Genomic DNA, 17445 nt, shown 5'->3' on the forward strand with positions numbered 1-17445 from the left:
GGAGAGATCCGTGCCTGTGGTGACCGTGGACTGGTGGAAGGGCAACGACCGACGGAAACGAGCCGATCTCGTGGACGAGGTGACCACGACGGTGGCCCGGATCGCGGGATGCCCGAGAGAGGCCGTGACCGTGCTGGTGCGGGACGTCGAGCAGGACCACTGGGGGCGTGGCGGTGTGCTGGCCGACGCTCCCGCCGAGGACCCGGCGCTCCGCCCGTCGGGCGCCGAACCCGCCGCGGCGGGGGCCCGTTGACCGGACGTGGTGGACACGGTGGGTGGCCGGCAGCGCACCGCTGCCGGCCGCTCGTCGTGTGCGAAAGGGCCCGGCGCGGGAGGGCGCCGCGTTCACAAACTGGTCCCCCGTCCCCGCCACGGGCCCGAACGGCGGTGCGCCCGCCTCGGGCGCCGGGACCCGCCGCCCGAGGCGCGCACCGCACCGGGCCGATGCCGTGCGGAGCCCTTCCCCGGCCGCCCCGCCCCTGCCGGCCGGGCGGCGATCGGGCAGGAAACGGGCACGCCTCCACCGTGAACAGGCACACGCATGCCCGGTTCGCCCGTCACCGACGCGCCCCGTCGGCACCCCCGACGGGCCACTACGCACGGTCACAACTCCTGTACGGGACCGTCCCGTTCCGCGGATCGGCGTGCTCGCGCCGGGCACCCGCGACGGGCGGCGGCTGCACACGGGCCGTGACACCCGCCGGCCGGACCTCGGTCGACCGGGGCCGTCGCTCCCGTCCCAGGTCCACACCTGGTCCAGACCCTTGCGGAAACTTGTCCGATACGCGCCAGCGCGCCTGCTTCGGCACATGTAAGAGCCACGAAGCCGCGACCGTCTGTACATATCGTGAGTCAGAATGTGAACGTCGACGACGGCCGCTCTGTGCCGTTCCCTGCAGAACGTGAAGGAACGGGACGCCGTCCCCGGTCCGGCCGCGCGGTCCGCTCTGCAGGCGAGCGGCGGCACGGCGGCCGCACCCGGACCGAGGAGAGGACCCGCGCCATGCGCCAGCCAGCGCCGATTCGCTTTCGCATCCTCGGCTCTCTGGAATGTTGGGACGGGGACGAACGGGTCCACGTCGGAGGGCCCGTCAGCGAACGGGTCCTGGTGACCCTGCTGCTGGAACCGCAGCGCGTGCTGCCGGTGCACCGGCTCGTCGAGGCGGTGTGGGACGAGGACGCGCCCGCCACCGCCGCGCACCAGGTCCGCAAGGCCGTCGCGGAACTACGGCAGCGCATCCCCGACGGGCGCAACCTCATCGCCACGGACGGACCCGGCTACCGCGCCGCCGTCACCACCGAACAGCTGGACCTGCTCCAGTTCACCGACGCCCTGCGCCGGGCCCGCGACCACGCGTCCGCCGGACTGGCCGCCGAGGCCACCGCGCTGCTGCGCGAGGCCGTCTCCCTGTGGCGCGGTCCCGTGCTGTCCGGGAGCGGCGGCGCGGTCGTCGACGCGGCCTCCGCCTCCCTGGAGGAGCGGCGCATGACCGCCGTGGAGCAGCTCTTCGACCTCCGGCTGGACGCCGGCGAGGGCGCCGAACTGATCGCCGAGATCCGCGAGGCCATCGGCGGGAGCCCCCTGCGCGAGACGCTGCGCGGCCAGTTGATGCTCGCCCTGTACCGGTCGGGCCGGCAGGCCGAGGCGCTGGAGGAGTACGGCACCATCCGCGCCGTACTCGACGAGGAACTCGGCATCCAGCCCGGCGACGCCTTACGCGAGCTGCACCAGGCCATCCTGCGCAACGACGCGGCACTGACCGCGCCCGTGCCCGCCACCGCCGCGGCGACCGCGGCGGTGACCGGCAGCCGCTCCACGCTCCCCTACGACCTGCGGGACTTCACCGGCCGCGAGGAGGAACTGCACAAGCTCCTCGGGTTCGTGGAGGACGCCACCGGCTCCGGACCACTCATCATCGCCATCGACGGCATGGGCGGCAGCGGCAAGACCTCCCTCGCCGTCCGCGCCGCCCACCGGCTCGCGGAGCGCTACCCCGACGCGCAGCTCCACCTCGACCTGCGCGGCTACACCCCCGGTGAGGAACCCCTCGCGCCGGCCGCCGCGGCCGAGGCGCTGCTGCGCATGCTCGGCGTCCCGGGCGAACGCATCCCCGACGACCCGCAGGGCCGTATCGCCCTGTGGCGCTCCACCATGACCAAGCACCGGATGATCCTGCTGCTCGACAACGTCGTCGACGAGGCCCAGGTGAAACCGCTGCTGGCCTCCCCCACCGGCACCGTCGTCCTCGTCACCAGCCGGGCCCTGCTCGTGGACCTGGACGCGGCACACTCGGTGTCGCTGGGCACCATGGCACCGTCCGACAGCATCGCCCTGATCGTCGGGATCATCGGGGAGCGGCGGGCACACGCCGAGGCCGCCGCCGTCGCCGAACTGGCCGACCTCAGCGGCCATTTGCCCCTCGCGCTGCGCATCGCGGCGGCCCGGCTGCGCAAACGGCCGCGCTGGACCGTGCGGTATCTCGTGGACCGGCTGCGCGACGACGCGCACCGTCTGGCCGAACTCAGTGCCGGTGAACGCAGCGTGGAGGTCACGCTGCGCCTGTCGTACGAGGGACTGGACGCCGACTACCGCAAGTCCTTCCGGCTGCTGGGCCAGTACCCGGGCGCCGATCTCGACGTCTACACGGCCGCGGCCCTGCTGGATCTCGGAGTCCGCGATGCGGAGGACGTCCTGGAGTACCTGCTCGACATGCACCTCGTGCAGCAGCACGAACCGGGCCGCTACGCCTTCCACGACCTCGTACGCAGCTTCGCCCACATGCTGTCGCGGGGCCGGAGTTCGGGCGGCACCGGCGAGTTCAGCGAGGAGGCCGAGGGGGCGGTGCGCCGGCTGCTGGAGTTCTCGATCACCGCGTCGGACGCCGCCTGCGACCTGCTCTTCCCCGGCCGGCTGCGGATGACGCGCCCGGCCCCTTCGTTCCAGCCCGAACTGGCCCCGCTGACCACACCGGAGGCGGCCCGCGACTGGTTCGAGCGCGAGCAGGACAGCCTCCTCGCGGCGATCGCGCTGGCGTTCCGGCGGGGCCTGGACCGCGAGGTCGCCCTGCTCGCCGCGAACGTCGTCTTCCATCTCGACCTCCGCGGCAGACTGGACGACTTCCTGGCGCTGTGCCACACGGCGCTCGCCGCGGCCCGCCGGCTGGGTGAGGCCGATCTGCTGCGGCTGAGTCTGTCCAACCTCGCGGTCGCCTGCTGGAAGCGCGGAAGGTTCGAGGACGGCATAGCGTCCGCGGTCGAGGCCCACCAGCTGGCGGTCGACCTCGGCGACCTCCGCGGACAGGCCAAGGACACCGGGGTGCTGGGGCTGTTGCTCGCCACCACCGGCCGCTTCCAGGAGGCACTCCCCCGGCTGGAGCAGTCGATCGCCCTCAAGCGTGAACTGGGCGCCGAGCGTGCCGAGGCGGAGTCCCTGTCGAACGTCAGCGGCGTGTACATGGAACGCGGTCACTTCGCGCAGGCGGTGCAGGCGGCCACCCGCTCCATCGAACTCGCCCGCCGGATCGGGGCGTTCGAGAAGGAGATGGTGGGCCTGAACGACCTCGCGCAGATCCAGCTGGCCATGGGCGACGTGGAGGCGGCGGCCCGCACCCTCGCCACGGCCCGTGAGCGCACTCCCGGCGTGCTGGCCCCGGCCGAGCGGGCGCTGCAGCTCGTCCTGTCCGCGGAGGCCGAGGACCGGCTCGGGCGCCGGCAGCAGGTGCCGCACTGGGTGGAGGAGGCGCTGGCCACCAAGGGCCTGGAGGACGCGCCCGTGCGGGAGGCCACCGTGTGGAACACCGCCGGGCGGCTCTTCCGGCGCGGCGGGAATCACCGGCGGGCACTGGATCTGCACCGGCAGGCCCACGCCTCGGCGGCCAGGCTCGGCCATCGGGTCGAGGAGGCCTACGCCCTGGACGGCATCGCCCAGGCGCTGGCGGCCTTGGGGGACACGGCCGGGGCCGCCGACCAGGGCGCCGCCGCCGAGGAGGCCTTCCGGTCCATGGCCATTCCGGGGCGGGTGCGCCGGGGGGACTGACCCTCTCCCGCCGGGCCGCCCGCGCTGCGCGCACGGTCCGAGGGAGGGGATTCCGCTCCCGGCGCACGCGGAACCGGCGCGGCATGACGCCTGCTCAGGCGGCGACCACGTTGGGGCCCTCGTCCCCCTGGGGGCCGGCCGCGACGACGTTCGGGCCCTCGTCGCCGTCGGTGCCCGCCGCGATCACGTGGGGCCCCTCGTCGCCTGCCGCGACCGCCGCGACGACGTTCGGGCCCTCGTCGCCCTCGGCACCCGCGGCCGCCACGTTCGGACCTTCGTCACCGGCGACACCCGCCGTGATCACGTTCGGGCCCTCGTCGGAGACGGGTGTCAGGGACGCTCCGTACCGCGCGGTGTCCCAGGGGATCGAAAGGCCCGGTACGGCGTTCGGACCCTCGTCCGAGAGCGGGCCGGCGGCCGTGGGGCCGACGGCGATACCGGCGCCGACGGCCAGGGTGATCGCCGCGTAGGCGAAGAAGCCCGCCGAGGTTCCGAAGCCCTTGCTGATCATGGTGTCCGCCTTCTGTCGTCGCGGTGCGGTGCTGACAGAAAGAAAGGTCGCGGCCGGCGCTCCCGGCCTGTTCCGCGTCCGTTACCGGCCCCCCGGGCGGCGCGGGGAAGCGCCCGGGAACCCGATCGGCAGGGCTGTGGACACCCGTCTCGCGCCCTCTCCGTGAGGCCCTCCGTGAGATCGACAAGGACCGCCCGCGCGGCCCCGGCCGGGCCGTGCGGGCGGTCGTCGGACATCGTGCGCGGGGTTCGCGCCGACGGGCGGTCCTAGAAGTGGTCGGGCCGCCGGCTCACCTCCGCACGCAGGAGACGTCCGACGGCGGTGACCGTCTCGGCGGCCTCCTGTGCCGACGGCGCGGTCAGCATCACCTGTCCGTCCGCGCTCGCGCCGTGGGCGGGGATGTCGTCGCCGGACGTGTACGGGAAGTGCACCCTGTGAACCCCGGGCAGTTCGGACACCGCCTCCAGCCCGGACACCGACAACAGCCGCCCCGCCGGCAGCCGGTAGGACGCGACGGCCGCGTACCGGTCGGCCGCGGGCACGGTCACCGGCTTCCCGGCGAGGGCCTGCACGAGCTCGTCGTCGGGGTCGAATCCCGTCGCCAGCTCGATCAGGGAGGCCACCGGTTCGTCCGGCCAGGTGGCGCGGGAGCGCAGCACACGGGGTCCGTCGGCCGTGAGGACGACCACGGTGTAGGCGTAGCCGAACTCGTAGCCGGCCAGGTCGAGGAGCTCGGTCACGACCGCGCGGACCTCGGCCTCGTCCCGTTCTCCCAGCGGCGCGGGGAAGAGGCGACTGCTCGGGTGCCAGGCGCCGTGCAGGGCCACGACGCCCACCGCCCGGTGCATCCCGTCGACGGTGAGGGTCACGACACCGTACTCGGGCCCCTCCAGATAGCGCTCCACCAGGTAGGAGTGCCGGCCCGCGGTACCGCTGCGGGGATCGGCGATCCCGGGGCAGGCGGGCAGGGTGCGTACGGTGACCTGGGCCCCGATCTCCTCGACCGCGGCGGGCAGTTCCTCCGCCGTGCGGGCCCGGGCGGCGGGGACGTGCGAGTGATGGCTGCCGTTGAGCAGGGCCCGCATGGCCGCGGGTTCGCCCAGCAGGCGGGCCGCGTCGGCCGGGTTGGGGGTCACGCCGAGGCGGGCCGCGGTGTCGGCGACCGCGGGGAGTTCGGCCGTGCCCGCGCACGCGAGCAGCCGCTGGGTCCCGTGGACGCGTACCGATTCCTCGACCATCGCCGCCAGGGCGGCGTCGTCCGCGAAGTCGACGTGCCGCACGGGCACGCCGGGCGGCAGGGCGTCCCCGCCGTGCGGCGGGGGGTCCGTGAGGACGCGTACCGCGAAGCCGGCCGCGACGGCAGCGCGCACCAGGCGGGGCGCGGGGCGGATCAGCAGCAGCCGCTGCGGAGAACGGTCCGGGGGGTCGGGCTCGCGGTGGCGGTCGGCCGTCGCACTCATGGCTGGCTCCTCGTCTCCTCGACGGCGGGCAGGTCCCTGCGGGGGTCGAGCCCGCCGATGTCCCACGTGCCCCGGACAACTGATCGTTCGTACATAGGTGGTTGCTTCCTCGGGCGTGAAGGCGCCGACCGGCTCCCTGGCCGTGCCCCCGCGCGTGCCGACGCGGAGTGGCGCTCCACGGGAGTGTCCCCGCGACCGTTCCCGGTTCCCTCCCCGCGCGTTCCCGACCCCGGCCGGATCGTGGCTCCCGTCCGCCGGTGACCGGGGAACCGGACGGGAGGGGATCGGGAACGGGCCGCGCGAGGCTCTGTGCGGGACCTCGACCTGTACCGGCGGCCGCCAGGGCCCTCGCCCCACCGGGAGCAGCACGCGGCTCCCGCCCACCCGTCCCGGACCCCGTCCGCGGCCGCCGCCCTTCCCCCGACTGGAGCCCCCGTGACCGCCACCCCCAAGGAGCCCGCCTCCGTACTGCCCTTCCGTCGGGCCGGTACGGACACCGGCCGACCCGTGCCGACCGCCACCGCACCCGACCTCACCGGCACCGGCCTGCTGCGCCTGATGGGCGAGGACCTGCGCGTCGTCGTCGAGCGCGACCCCTCCGTGCGCGGCCGCCTCGAAGCGGCGCTGCATCCGGCGCTGACCGCCCTGTGGACCCATCGGGTCGCCCACCGGCTGCATGTCCGGGGACACCGGATGGGGGCCCGGCTGCTGGCCCGCTGGGCGCGGCGGCTGACGGCGGTCGAGATCCACCCCGGTGCGGTGCTGGGGCGGCGGGTGTTCATCGACCACGGAGCCGCCGTGGTCATCGGCGAGACGTGCACGGTCGGCGACGACGTGACGATCTACCACCAGGTGACGCTCGGCGCGGTCGGCTGGTGGAGCGACAACAACCGGCCGGAGGGCGCCCGCCGCCACCCGGTGGTCGGCCGCAACGTCGTCCTCGGCACCAACGCCACCGTGCTCGGACCGGTGACGGTCGGCGACGACGCGGTCATCGGCGCGCAGGCCCTGGTCAACAAGGACGTCCCCGAAGGCAGGCGGATGCTGGCCGCCACCGCGACGCAGGGCAGGCCGAGCCGTCCGTCCGAGGACGTCATCGCGAGCATCGCCTCGGCCGGCTCCTGGTAGCCCGGCATCACGCCCCGGCCATGACTCCCGGAACATCACGCCCGGAACATCACGCGCGGGACATCACGCGCGGGACATCACGCGCGGGACATCACGCGCGGGACATCACACCCGAGAGTGCCGCACCCCGGACCGCCGGCCCCTCCCTCCGCCCCACTGGCCGAAACACCCCCCGCTGCAACAGATATGACGAGGTATCACATCATGCGCACCCTTGCACCGCACACCTCCCGGCCCGCGCTGGAACGGCCCGCGGTCGCCGACGGCATCGACGACCTGGTGGGCGCCACCCCGCTGATCCGCCTCCGGCTCGACGGGCTGGCGGCGGGCGCGGAGATCCTGGGCAAACTGGAGGCGGCCAACCCGATGTCCAGCAGCAAGGACCGGGCGGCGCTCTACATGCTCCAGGCGGCCGAGGCCCGGGGTGATCTCGCGCCGGGCGGCACCATCGTCGAGGCCACCTCCGGCAACACGGGCATCTCCCTGGCCGCCCTCGCCGCCGCCCGCGGCTACCGGTGCGTCATCGTGCTGCCGGACAACGCGACGACCGAGCGGGTCCGCCTGCTCGCAGCGCTCGGCGCCGAGGTCGTCCAGACACCGGCCGAGCGCGGCTACCCGGGCGCGATCGAGAAGGCCGAGGAGATCCACGCGGTCACCCCTGGCTCCTGGTTCCCCTGCCAGCACGAGAACGCGGACAACGTCGAGGCCCACTACGCCACCACCGGCCCCGAGATCACGGCCGCCCTCACCGCGACCGGGCGCCGTGCCGACACGCTCGTCTGCGCGGTCGGCACCGGCGGCACGCTCACCGGGATCGCCCGTCACCTGCGCGAGCGGGACGCGGGCGTGCGGATCGTGGCGGTCGAACCGCAGGGGTCCCCGCTGCTGTCCGGCGGGCAGCCGGGACGGCACCGCATCCCCGGCCTCAACGGCGGCTTCGTCGCCCCGACCACCGACGTCTCGCTGATCGACGAGGTGATCGCGGTCGGTGACACCGACGCGCTGCGCACCGCCCGCGAACTCGCCGCCGGCCAGGGCCTGTTCGTCGGCGTCTCGTCCGGTGCGGCGGTGCACGCCGCCCGCCTGGTGGCCGCCCGCCCCGACCACCGCGACCGGACCGTCGTCACCGTCCTCCCCGACACCGGCGAGCGCTATCTGAGCATGTGGGAGGAGGTCTCGTGACCCTGCTGGTCTCGACGCTGAAGAGGTTCGGCGACGCGGTCAGGGTCCGGATCGGGGAGACGACGACCACCCGCTACATCGCGCTCGCCGAGACCACCGACGGCCGCCTCGGCATCTTCCACCACCACATGCTCCCGGGCGCCGCCGGAGCGGCCCCCCACTACCACTTACGCATCTCCGAGACGTTCTACGTCCTCGCCGGGGAGGTCACCGTCCACGACGGCACCGGCTGGCACAAGGCCCACACCGGCGACCTGCTGCACGTGCCCGAGAACGCGGTGCACGGCTTCCGCAACGACAGCGACGCTCCGGCGGAGATGCTGATCATCTTCACGCCGGCGGAGAACCGTGAGGGCTACTTCACGGGACTCGCGGAACTGCTGGCCGACGGAAACGTCCCGACGCGGGCCGAGATGGTGGCGCTCATGGAGAAGTACGACCAGTTCGAGATCGACGAACCCTGACCACCCGGGACCTCGCGCGCGTACGCCGGTCCCAGGAGACATCCGAAACCACCTTCGCCGCCCCCGGTCGCCGCCCCCGGTCGGACGCCCCGGCCGGACGCCCCGTTCAGGCGCCCCGTTCAGGCGCCATGTTCGGACGCCATGGCCGGCATCCCCTCCTCCCCCGTCCTTACGCACCTCACCCCGCACCCAACCCGTTCGACACCTTCCAGGAGTCATCGCATGAGTTCCGTCAACTGGGCCCGTTTCGGGCTGCTCGCCGCCCTCTGGGGGTGCAGCTTCGCCTTCATCAAGGTGTCTCTGGACGCCTTCGAGCCCCTCCAACTCGCCTTCGGACGGCTCCTCGTGGGGGCCCTCGTGGTGTCGGCCATCCTGGCCGTGACGAAGGGCGCCTTCCCCGGCCGCGCGGTCTGGGGCCACATCGTCGTCGCCTCGGTGTTCGGCAACGTCGTGCCGTTCACCCTCTTCGCCGTCGGCGAGCAGCACACCACCGCCAGCGTCGCCGGCGTCGTCCAGGGCGCCACACCCCTGGTCACGCTCGGGCTCGCGGCCCTCGCCATCCGCGCGGAGAAGCCCACGGCCCGCAAGGTGACGGGGCTCGTCATCGGCTTCGTCGGGCTGATCGTGGTCGTCGGTCCTTGGCGGACCCACGGCCTGGGTTCCATCGGCGGCCAACTGGCCTGTGTCGGGGCGGCGGTCAGCTACGCCGTCAGCTTCGTCTACCTGCGCCGCTTCGTCGCCCCGCACAAGATCCCGGCGCTCGCCGTGACCGCCGCGCAGCTCACGTCCGCCATGGTGATCACCGGTCTGATCACCACCTTCACCATCGGCTGGGACCTGCCGGGCGAGCTCACCGCCGGGCCGCTGCTCTCCCTCCTCGTCCTCGGGGGCGCCTCGACCGGCATCGCCTTCGTGCTGATGAACCGGCTGATCGCGGACGCCGGTCCCACCACGGCGTCCGGCGTCAACTACCTGGTCCCGGTGTTCTCCGTCATCGTCGGAGCGTCCGTCCTCGGCGAGTCCGTGACCTGGAACGTTCCGGTGGGCGGTGCCGTGGTCATCACCGCGCTCGCCCTCGCCGAGGGCCGGCTGCCGCTGCCGTCCCGCCGCACCACCGCCACGGCGCCGTCCGCGGCGGCCACGACGCCGCCCGCCGGTGGCGACCGGACCCAGCAGACCGTTCCCCAGGAGGCCTGCTGACCGACCGGCCGCACGGCCGGCCTCCACCGTTCGACGCCGCACGGCGCGCTCCCGATCCCGGGGGCGCGCCGTGCGGCGTTTCGCGCGCCGTCCACGGGTCCGGGCAGCAGACCGACGCCGGGCACCTGCCCACTGTCCGGCACCACAGGCACGCACACACGCGTACGGCGCACGGACGCCGTGACGCGATCACGCCGTCACGCCGCAAAGCCGTCACGCGGTCACGCGGTCACGCGGTCACGCGGTCACGGCCCACCATCCATACGGGTGCGGCGTGTTCACCCCTCTTCCCGCAGCCGCCCCCAGGGCCGGGAGCGACGCAGGACACGACCGGGAACCCCACGCGCGAACCTTCCGCAGGAGAAGGAAGAAGGACCCCGGCGACCACACCGGCCGCCGCGCCCCCTCTCCGTCGAACCGACCGTCCGCGACGACGAACACGCAGTGGGGGCACCCCGGCCCACCGGCACCCCTCCGGTCGTCGTCCGACGGACCGCACGGCCGGCACCCGCCGTCGTCGGGCCGCGGGCCCCGTCGGGGCCCTGCCGCCCGCCGCCCGAGCTCCCCCACAGCACCGGCAGGCCGACGCCACCGCGCCGGCCTTCGAACACAGGAAGCAGCCACCGGCATGCCCCCATCCACCGAAACTCCCACCACCACCGCCCTCGGCGACGCCCGCATCATCACCGCGGCCGACTTCACGTTCCTCCCCGCCGCCGGGGCCGACCCCACCGCCCGCACCAGGGTGGCGACCCCGGTCAGCCCGGCCGCGGGCGCCACCCATGTCACCCTGCACGTCGTCCGCGTCGCCGCCGGTGAGTCGTACACCCCCGAGCACAGCGCGACCGAGGAGAACACCGTCGTGGTCTTCTCCGGGACCGGAGCCGCCGCCGTGGGAGACGACCTACACCCCGTCGAACGGGGTTCGGCCGCCTACGCCCCGACCGGACGGACGCTCACCCTCAGCGCCGACGGCGCCGGGATGACCGCGTACGTGTGGCGCACCCCGCTCGCCGGCGCCCCGGTCGGCGGCGCCCCCGTCCTGCACTCCTCCCTCTGGGACGACACCACCCAGCTGCGCGGCTTCGGCGGGACGGGGCAGATCGAGGCCGCCGAGCGCCGGGCGACCATGAACTTCGTCTTCTGGCCCGGCAGCGGCAGCAGCCGGCTCTGCCTGCACTGCGGGATCCAGCAGCCCGGCGAGACCTTCAACGTCCACCTCCACCCCGACAGCGACGAGGCGTTCATCGCCTTCGAGGGCGTCGGCCAGATGTACCTGCGCGACCGCTGGATCGACGTCGCCGCGGGAGACGTGCTGTACGCCGCGCCCGGCGTGCTGCACGGCGCCCGCAACCCGCACACCGGTCCCACCGCCCGCCGCTTCGTCACCTGCGGCGGCCCGAGCCCCTACGACCCGGCGCTCTACTCCGCCGCCGGCTACTCCTCCCAGGTCAGGTGAACGCAGCGTGTGCCGCATATACGGAACCTTCAACATCCACTCCGACGAGGGCGAACTGCGCCGCGTCGCCGACCTGATGCACCACGGCGGTCCCGACGCCCGGGGCGTCACGTTCCGGTCCGACTGGGCACTGGGCAACAACCGCCTGTCCATCATGGACCCCGAGGGAGGCGCGCAGCCCTACCACCTCGGCCGGGTCACCGTCGTGTTCAACGGCGAGATCTACAACCACCGCGACCTGCGGGAGCGCCTGACGGGGCTGGGCTTCCACTTCGACGACCGGTGCGACGGTTCCATCCTGCCCGCGCTGTACCTGACCTACGGGGACCGGTTCGCGGAGCACCTGGACGGCATGTACTCCGTCGCGGTCATGGACCTGCGGAGCACCCCGCGGATGGTGCTGGCCACCGACGACTCGGGCATGAAGCCGCTCTACTACCACTGGGAACGGAGCTCCGGCCGCTTCCACTTCGCCTCCGAACTGCCGGCACTCCTCGGCTTCGAGGGGGTGCGCGCGCGGGAGGACGAGATGGGACTCGACGCCTATCTGACCTCCAAGACGCCGTTCGGCGGCCGCACCATGTTCCGCGGGGTACAGGTCATGCCGCCGGCCGCCACCGCTGTGCTCAGCCACCGCGACGGACTGCGCGTCAAGCAGCGGCCCATGGCCCACGACCGGGTCCCGCGCCCCGACAAGGACCGCCCCCTGGAGGAGGCGGGCGAGCAGCTGCGGGCCCTGCTGTCCGAGGAGGTGTCCCGCCTGCTGGTGGCGGACGCGCCGGTCGCGGCCGTCACCTCCGGCGGGCTCGACTCCAGCCTGGTCACGGCGCTCGCCGCCCACGCGCTGCGCGAGAGCGGGGGCCACGGCAGCCTGCACACCTTCAACATCGCCTACACCGGCACCTGGCCCGGCGACGAACGCGCCTACGCCGCCGAGGTCGCCCGCGCCGCCGGCACCCGCCACCACCAGGTCGAGATCGACCCCGCCACCTTCCCCGACCTGATGACCGACGTGGTGCGCCACCTCGGCCAGCCCAACGCCGATCCGATCACCCTGTCCACGTTCTCCCTCTTCCGCGCGGTCCGCGACGCCGGGTTCAAGGTCGCCCTCACCGGTGACGCCGCCGACGAACTCTTCGGCGGGTACGCCCGCATGACCCAGGCGGTCGCCGCCCACCACGGTGCGAACTGGATCGACGACTACCTCGACCACCTCGCCGCCGTCCCGCGGTCCCTGCGCCAGAGCCTGTACACCGACGAGTACGCCTTCGCCGTGAACGCGGTCGGCTCCTCGCTGCCCGCCGGCATCCGGCGCATCCTGCGCAGCAGCCCCGGCACCCGGCTCGAGCGCATCGGCGCGGTGGAGCAGCGCTACCGGCTGCCGGCCTACCACCTGCGCCGTGTCGACCACCTGTCGATGGCCAGCTCGGTCGAGGTGCGGCTGCCGTTCTGCCAGCCCTCCGTCGTCCGGTTCGCCGCCACCCTGACCGACGCGCAGCGGCTGGTGCCCGGCCACGGCGTGAAGCGGGCGCTGTACCGGTCCGCTCGGGGACTGCTGCCGCGCAGCGTGCTGGAGCGCCCCAAGCAGCCCTTCACGCTGCCCGTCACGGCGATGCTCGCGCCCGGCCAGCGGCTGTGGACCCTCGCCCGGGACGTGCTGTCCCCGCGGACGCTGCGCGCCGACGGGCGCATCCGCCCCGAGCGGGTCGACGCGCTCTTCGAGGAGCAGGCCACCCGCCCCGGCGACACCGTCTCGCTGGCACTGTGGTCCCTGATGTCGCACCAGCTGTGGCGCCAGGAGTTCTTCGCGCCGGCCGGAGCGACGGCCGGGGCCCCGCTCGCGCTGCCCACGCCGGCGCGGGTCCTGCAGGAGGCTGCGGCATGACCGTCAGCCTCGCCCGAGCGCACGGCACACCGTGCCCCACCGCCGTCCTGGACGCGCGCACCCTGCCGTCCTCGGAGCCCGAACTGCTCGCCCGGCTCACGGAGTTACGGGCCGCGCTCGCCGACCACGGCGCGTCGGACGTCCTCAAGAACGCGCTCGTCCAGCCGTCCCGGCATCCCCTGTTCGACCTCGACTACCGCTTCGTGCAGTCGATGCCGGACCGTCTCGACAGCTTCGACCTGCGGGGCTCCTGCGGGCACTCCATCCTGGCCGCGGTCGAGGCGGCGGCGCGCACCGGCATGATCCAGCCGCTGGTGGCCGGCTGCCGGGTCCGGGTCAACGTCCTCAACAACGGCGACAACGTGGTGTGCGAGGCGGAGGAGACCTCCGACGGGGGGACCCGCTTCACGGCGCACTTCCTCTGCTCACCCCCACGCCCGGTCGGCGAGCTCCTGATCACGGGTGAACCGGTCACCGGCATCCGCTTCGAGGGCCGTACGGTGCCGGTCTCCCTCGTCTCGATGGGCAATCCGTACCTGTTCGTGAACGCCGCCGAGCTGGGCGTCCGCGCGGTCGAGGACCTCTTCGCCGACGACGTCCTGCTGTTCGACCGGATGTCCCGGCTGCGCCGTGCCGTCTGCGCCGCACAGGGCTGGGACAGCACCGGGGCCTTCCCGAAGGTGGCCGCGCTGCTTCCCGACGGTCCCGGCGCCCTCGCGGTGCGCGCCATCTCCGTACCGTCCTGGCACCCCACCGTGGCCCTCACCGGCGCGACCTGCCTGGCCGCGGGCGCCGCCGTGCCGGGCACGCTCCCGCACCTGCTGTCCGGCGCCGCCGACCAGCCGGAGAACGGCATGCTCGCGCTGCGCACGCCGGGCGCCACCGTCCGCGCCTCGGCCCGCACGACGGGCGGTCCGCACGACCGACGGCTCGCCTGGATCTCCGTCGCGGAGAAGCAGGTCGACTACCGCGGCCACTTCCTGCCCGCCCCCACCTCCCAGGAGTTGTCATGGCTTCCGCAGACAGCCTGACCGTGCCCGACGCGCCCGCCCTCGCCGGGCCGCCGCTTCCGCGGCCGGCCGCGGGACTGGGCACGGCGATCCGCGAGCGCCTCGCGGCCTGTGCCCGGGACGCCGACCTGAGCGGCGAACCGGACCGGCGGGCGCTGGCCCTGCTGCGCGAGTCCGGTCTGCTCGGACTGGCCCTCCCCTACGAGTACGGCGGGACCGGTGCCGACGCGCACGGGCTCAACACGGCCGTCGAACAGGTCGCCCAGGTCAACGCCTCCGCCTCGATCATGCTGTTCCAGCACTACGCCGTCAGCCGGCGCATCCTCGAACACGGCAGTCCGGCGCTGCGCCGCCGGCTGCTGCCCCAACTCGCCCACGGGGACTGGCTCGCCGCCTCGGCCTGGAGCGAGACGGGCGCGGGCGCGAACAAGAAGCACCTGTCGACCACCGCCCGCCGCACACCGGACGGCGGCTGGGTCCTGGACGGCGCCAAGTCCTTCACCACCAGCGCCGGTCTGGCCGACATCTACCTGGTGCTGGCGCAGACCGAGGAGCCGGCACCGGCCGCCGCGCCCGACACGGGGTACGGCTCGGCGGGCCAGACCTTCTTCCTCGTACCGGCGGACACGGCCGGTCTGGAGCCGGACACCTCGCTGCGGCTGACCGGCATGCGCGGCTCGGCGACCGGCTTCGTCTCCGTCCACGACTGCCATGTGCCGGACACCGCACGGCTGGGCCCGGTGGGCGCGGCGGCCTCGATCATCGCCGGTGTCCGGGACAGCGGTGCCACGCTCGGCGCGGTCTCCGTCGGCCTGGCGCAGGCGGCGCTGGACCTGGCGCACGAGCACGCCGAGCGACGCGGTCTGACGGCCCAACAGGCGGTGCGCCACCGGCTGGTGGACATCGCGGGGGAGGTCGAGGCGGCGCGCGCGGTCGTCGAGCGGACCGGCCGGCGCACCGCTCCGGACCCCGGTATCGCCACGCTGCACTCCAAGCTGTTCGCCTCCTCCGCGGCCGAGCGGGTCGTCAACGCGGTGGAACGGCTGCTCGGTTCGGCCGGTTACGTCGCCTCCAACGAGATCAACCGCTACGGCCGCGACGCGCGCGCCGTCGCCCTGATGGGACCGACCAACGACCTCTGCAAGGAACTGGTGAGTCTGACGTGGAACCGTTGAATCCCGCATCCGCCGACCTTCTCTCCGAGCTTCCCGCCGACCTGGTCGTCGAGGGCGGCCGGCTCGTCACCCCCGACGGCGTCGGCGACGGCACGGTCGTGGTCCGGGACGGCCGGATCGCTGCCCTGCTCGCCCCTCACGCGCCGGTGCCCGCGGGCCCGCGCCTCGACGCCCGTGACCACTACGTGCTGCCGGGCCTGATCGACTCCCACGTCCACTTCCGCATCCCGGGCCTGGAGTACAAGGAGGACTGGGAGCACGGCAGCAAGGCGGCCCTCGTCGGGGGCGTGACGACCGTGATCGACATGCCCAACACCCGCCCGCCGTCGCTGGACGAGGCCAGCCTGATCGCCAAGGACGCGATGATCCGGGGCACTTCGTGGGCCGACTACCGCTTCCACCTCGGCGCCGACCCGGACCGTCCCGAACTGCTGGCGGACATCGACCCGCGGACGGCGACCTCGGCGAAGGTGTTCATGGCCGGCCACCACACGGCGCCGGTCGTCTTCCGGGACGGCGAGCAGCTGCGGCGGGCCTTCGCCGCGGCGGCCCGCGGCGGGATCAGGCTGGTGCTGCACGCGGAGGACCAGCACGTCTTCGACCTGCTCGACGCCAGTTCGAACGGCCCTGACTCGTATGGCGAGTACGAGCCGCACCGGCCGCGCTCGGGCGGCATCGTCGCCGTCGCCCAAGTGGTGCGTCTGGTCCGCGAGTTCGGCACGAAGGCGCACATCCTCCATGTGTCGTCGGCGGAGGAGGCCGACCTGCTGTCGGCGGCGGCCGCCGAGGGGCTGCCCCTCACCTTCGAAGTGACCGGCCACCACCTGTCGTTCACGCACGAGGACACCACGCGGCGCGGTCCGCGGACCCGGCTCTCCCCCGCCATCCGCGAGTGCCGGGACCAGAAGCGCCTGTGGCAGGCGGTGCTGCACGGCGAGGCCGTCTCCCTCGGCAGCGACCACGCCCCGCACACCGTCGAGGAGAAGAACCGCCCGCCGGCCGACGCGCCGCCCGGTCTGCCCGGTGTCCAGGAACTGGCCACCGCGGTGTGGACGGGGCTGCGGAACCGGAAGGTCGGTCCGGACGAAGCGGCCGCCCATCTGGCCCGGCTCATGGGCTCGGGGCCCGCCCGGCTCTTCGGCCTGTGCGGCAAGGGCCGGCTGGAACCCGGCGCGGACGCCGACCTGACGCTGCTCGACCCGGCGGCGCGCTGGCAGTTCTCCGCCCACGACGTAGAGGCGCTGTGCGGCTGGTCCGCGTACGAGGGCTGGACGTTCACCGGCCGCTTCACCACCACGGTGAAGGGCGGTCACGTCTCCTGGGACATCCGGACGGGATTCTCCGGCCGCCCCGAGGGCCGCTGGCTCCAGGGGGCCGCGCGGACGCTGGAGGTGGCACGGTGAGTTCGGCGCTGCTCGCCTCCCAGCCGGCGACCGGGGCGGCCGAGGGTCTAGCCGAGGCGTTCCGGGCCGCGATGTCCGCCCTGGCCGCCCCTGTCACCATCGTCACCTGCTACGACGACCGGGGCAGGCCGCGTGGTCTGACAGCCAGCGCGGTCAGCTCGCTCTCGCTCAGCCCGCCGCTGTTCCTGGTCTGCCTGGACCGCGACTCCCGTACGCACGACGCCCTGACGGACGCCGAGGACTTCGCCGTGCACCTGCTGGGTCCCGGCGAGGAGCATCTCGTCGACCGGTTCATGCGGCCGGCCGAGCGCCGGTTCGAGGACCTGCCGCTGGCGGCGGAGGCCCCGCGGGCGCCCGTCCTGCGGGACGCGTCCCTGACCCTGACCTGCGTCCGCCACGCCGTCCTGGACGGGGGCGACCACACGATCCTCGTGGGGCGGGTGACCGGCGTGGGCGGCGAGCCCGCGCGCTCGGGCGGCCTGGTCTGGCACCGACGCGGCTTCGCGCACGCGCGCCGGCCGTGAACCGGGGG

The 17445-nt window shown here is 74.0% G+C and carries 14 protein-coding genes; 12 read left to right on the forward strand and 2 right to left on the reverse strand.

Annotated elements, in window-relative coordinates; all coding sequences use genetic code 11:
- Positions 1-10: 10 nt before the first annotated feature.
- Complete coding sequence (locus tag ACIRPX_RS18645) at positions 11-253, forward strand: 4-oxalocrotonate tautomerase family protein (protein ID WP_404195331.1); 243 nt, start codon at positions 11-13, stop codon at positions 251-253.
- 750 nt (positions 254-1003) lie between these two features.
- Positions 1004-4036, forward strand: coding sequence for a BTAD domain-containing putative transcriptional regulator (locus ACIRPX_RS18650; protein ID WP_404195334.1), 3033 nt, complete (start codon positions 1004-1006; stop codon positions 4034-4036).
- Positions 4037-4130: 94 nt separating this feature from the next.
- On the opposite strand, the gene ACIRPX_RS18655 is transcribed toward ACIRPX_RS18650, so the two are convergent.
- Positions 4131-4547 carry a hypothetical protein gene (locus tag ACIRPX_RS18655; RefSeq protein WP_404195336.1) on the reverse strand — a complete coding sequence of 139 codons (417 nt, stop codon included), beginning with the start codon at positions 4545-4547 and terminating at the stop codon, positions 4131-4133.
- Between the two features lie 266 nt (positions 4548-4813).
- Positions 4814-6007, reverse strand: coding sequence for a hypothetical protein (locus ACIRPX_RS18660; protein ID WP_404195338.1), 1194 nt, complete (start codon positions 6005-6007; stop codon positions 4814-4816).
- Between the two features lie 546 nt (positions 6008-6553).
- Here ACIRPX_RS18660 and epsC point away from each other — a divergent pair.
- From epsC to ACIRPX_RS18710, 10 genes are all read left to right on the forward strand, one after another.
- Positions 6554-7135 (forward strand): serine O-acetyltransferase EpsC, encoded by a 582-nt coding sequence (gene epsC, locus ACIRPX_RS18665; RefSeq protein WP_404195415.1) that lies wholly within the window; start codon positions 6554-6556, stop codon positions 7133-7135.
- 204 nt (positions 7136-7339) lie between these two features.
- Complete coding sequence (locus ACIRPX_RS18670) at positions 7340-8317, forward strand: PLP-dependent cysteine synthase family protein (RefSeq protein ID WP_404195341.1); 978 nt, start codon at positions 7340-7342, stop codon at positions 8315-8317.
- Positions 8314-8781 (forward strand): cupin domain-containing protein, encoded by a 468-nt coding sequence (locus ACIRPX_RS18675; protein ID WP_404195343.1) that lies wholly within the window; start codon positions 8314-8316, stop codon positions 8779-8781. Before ACIRPX_RS18670 ends, ACIRPX_RS18675 begins: the two co-directional genes overlap by 4 nt.
- Before the next feature lie 222 nt (positions 8782-9003).
- Entirely contained in the window at positions 9004-9981 is a 978-nt protein-coding gene (locus tag ACIRPX_RS18680) for a DMT family transporter (RefSeq protein ID WP_404195345.1), read from the forward strand.
- Between the two features lie 628 nt (positions 9982-10609).
- Positions 10610-11440 carry a cupin domain-containing protein gene (locus ACIRPX_RS18685; RefSeq protein WP_404195347.1) on the forward strand — a complete coding sequence of 277 codons (831 nt, stop codon included), beginning with the start codon at positions 10610-10612 and terminating at the stop codon, positions 11438-11440.
- 7 nt (positions 11441-11447) lie between these two features.
- Positions 11448-13325, forward strand: a complete 1878-nt coding sequence (asnB, locus tag ACIRPX_RS18690; protein ID WP_404195350.1) for an asparagine synthase (glutamine-hydrolyzing) — start codon at positions 11448-11450, stop codon at positions 13323-13325.
- Entirely contained in the window at positions 13322-14356 is a 1035-nt protein-coding gene (locus ACIRPX_RS18695; RefSeq protein ID WP_404195352.1) for a PrpF domain-containing protein, read from the forward strand. Before asnB ends, ACIRPX_RS18695 begins: the two co-directional genes overlap by 4 nt.
- A complete protein-coding gene (locus tag ACIRPX_RS18700; RefSeq protein ID WP_404195355.1) occupies positions 14335-15510 on the forward strand; it encodes an acyl-CoA dehydrogenase family protein in 1176 nt (391 codons plus the stop codon). Before ACIRPX_RS18695 ends, ACIRPX_RS18700 begins: the two co-directional genes overlap by 22 nt.
- Positions 15498-16913 carry a dihydroorotase family protein gene (locus ACIRPX_RS18705; protein WP_404195358.1) on the forward strand — a complete coding sequence of 472 codons (1416 nt, stop codon included), beginning with the start codon at positions 15498-15500 and terminating at the stop codon, positions 16911-16913. Before ACIRPX_RS18700 ends, ACIRPX_RS18705 begins: the two co-directional genes overlap by 13 nt.
- Positions 16910-17437 carry a flavin reductase family protein gene (locus ACIRPX_RS18710; protein WP_404195361.1) on the forward strand — a complete coding sequence of 176 codons (528 nt, stop codon included), beginning with the start codon at positions 16910-16912 and terminating at the stop codon, positions 17435-17437. Before ACIRPX_RS18705 ends, ACIRPX_RS18710 begins: the two co-directional genes overlap by 4 nt.
- Positions 17438-17445: the final 8 nt, after the last annotated feature.

It is taken from the genome of Streptomyces sp. NPDC101225, assembly GCF_044767585.1.
Lineage (GTDB): Bacteria > Actinomycetota > Actinomycetes > Streptomycetales > Streptomycetaceae > Streptomyces.

Coding starts and splice junctions, on each gene's coding strand:
- ACIRPX_RS18695 (WP_404195352.1), top strand. CDS start 13,322: ATGACCGTCAGCCTCGCCCGAGCGCACGGCACACCGTGCCCCACCGCC.
- ACIRPX_RS18670 (WP_404195341.1), top strand. CDS start 7,340: ATGCGCACCCTTGCACCGCACACCTCCCGGCCCGCGCTGGAACGGCCC.
- ACIRPX_RS18685 (WP_404195347.1), top strand. CDS start 10,610: ATGCCCCCATCCACCGAAACTCCCACCACCACCGCCCTCGGCGACGCC.
- ACIRPX_RS18680 (WP_404195345.1), top strand. CDS start 9,004: ATGAGTTCCGTCAACTGGGCCCGTTTCGGGCTGCTCGCCGCCCTCTGG.
- ACIRPX_RS18655 (WP_404195336.1), bottom strand. CDS start 4,547: ATGATCAGCAAGGGCTTCGGAACCTCGGCGGGCTTCTTCGCCTACGCG.
- ACIRPX_RS18650 (WP_404195334.1), top strand. CDS start 1,004: ATGCGCCAGCCAGCGCCGATTCGCTTTCGCATCCTCGGCTCTCTGGAA.
- ACIRPX_RS18660 (WP_404195338.1), bottom strand. CDS start 6,007: ATGAGTGCGACGGCCGACCGCCACCGCGAGCCCGACCCCCCGGACCGT.
- ACIRPX_RS18700 (WP_404195355.1), top strand. CDS start 14,335: ATGGCTTCCGCAGACAGCCTGACCGTGCCCGACGCGCCCGCCCTCGCC.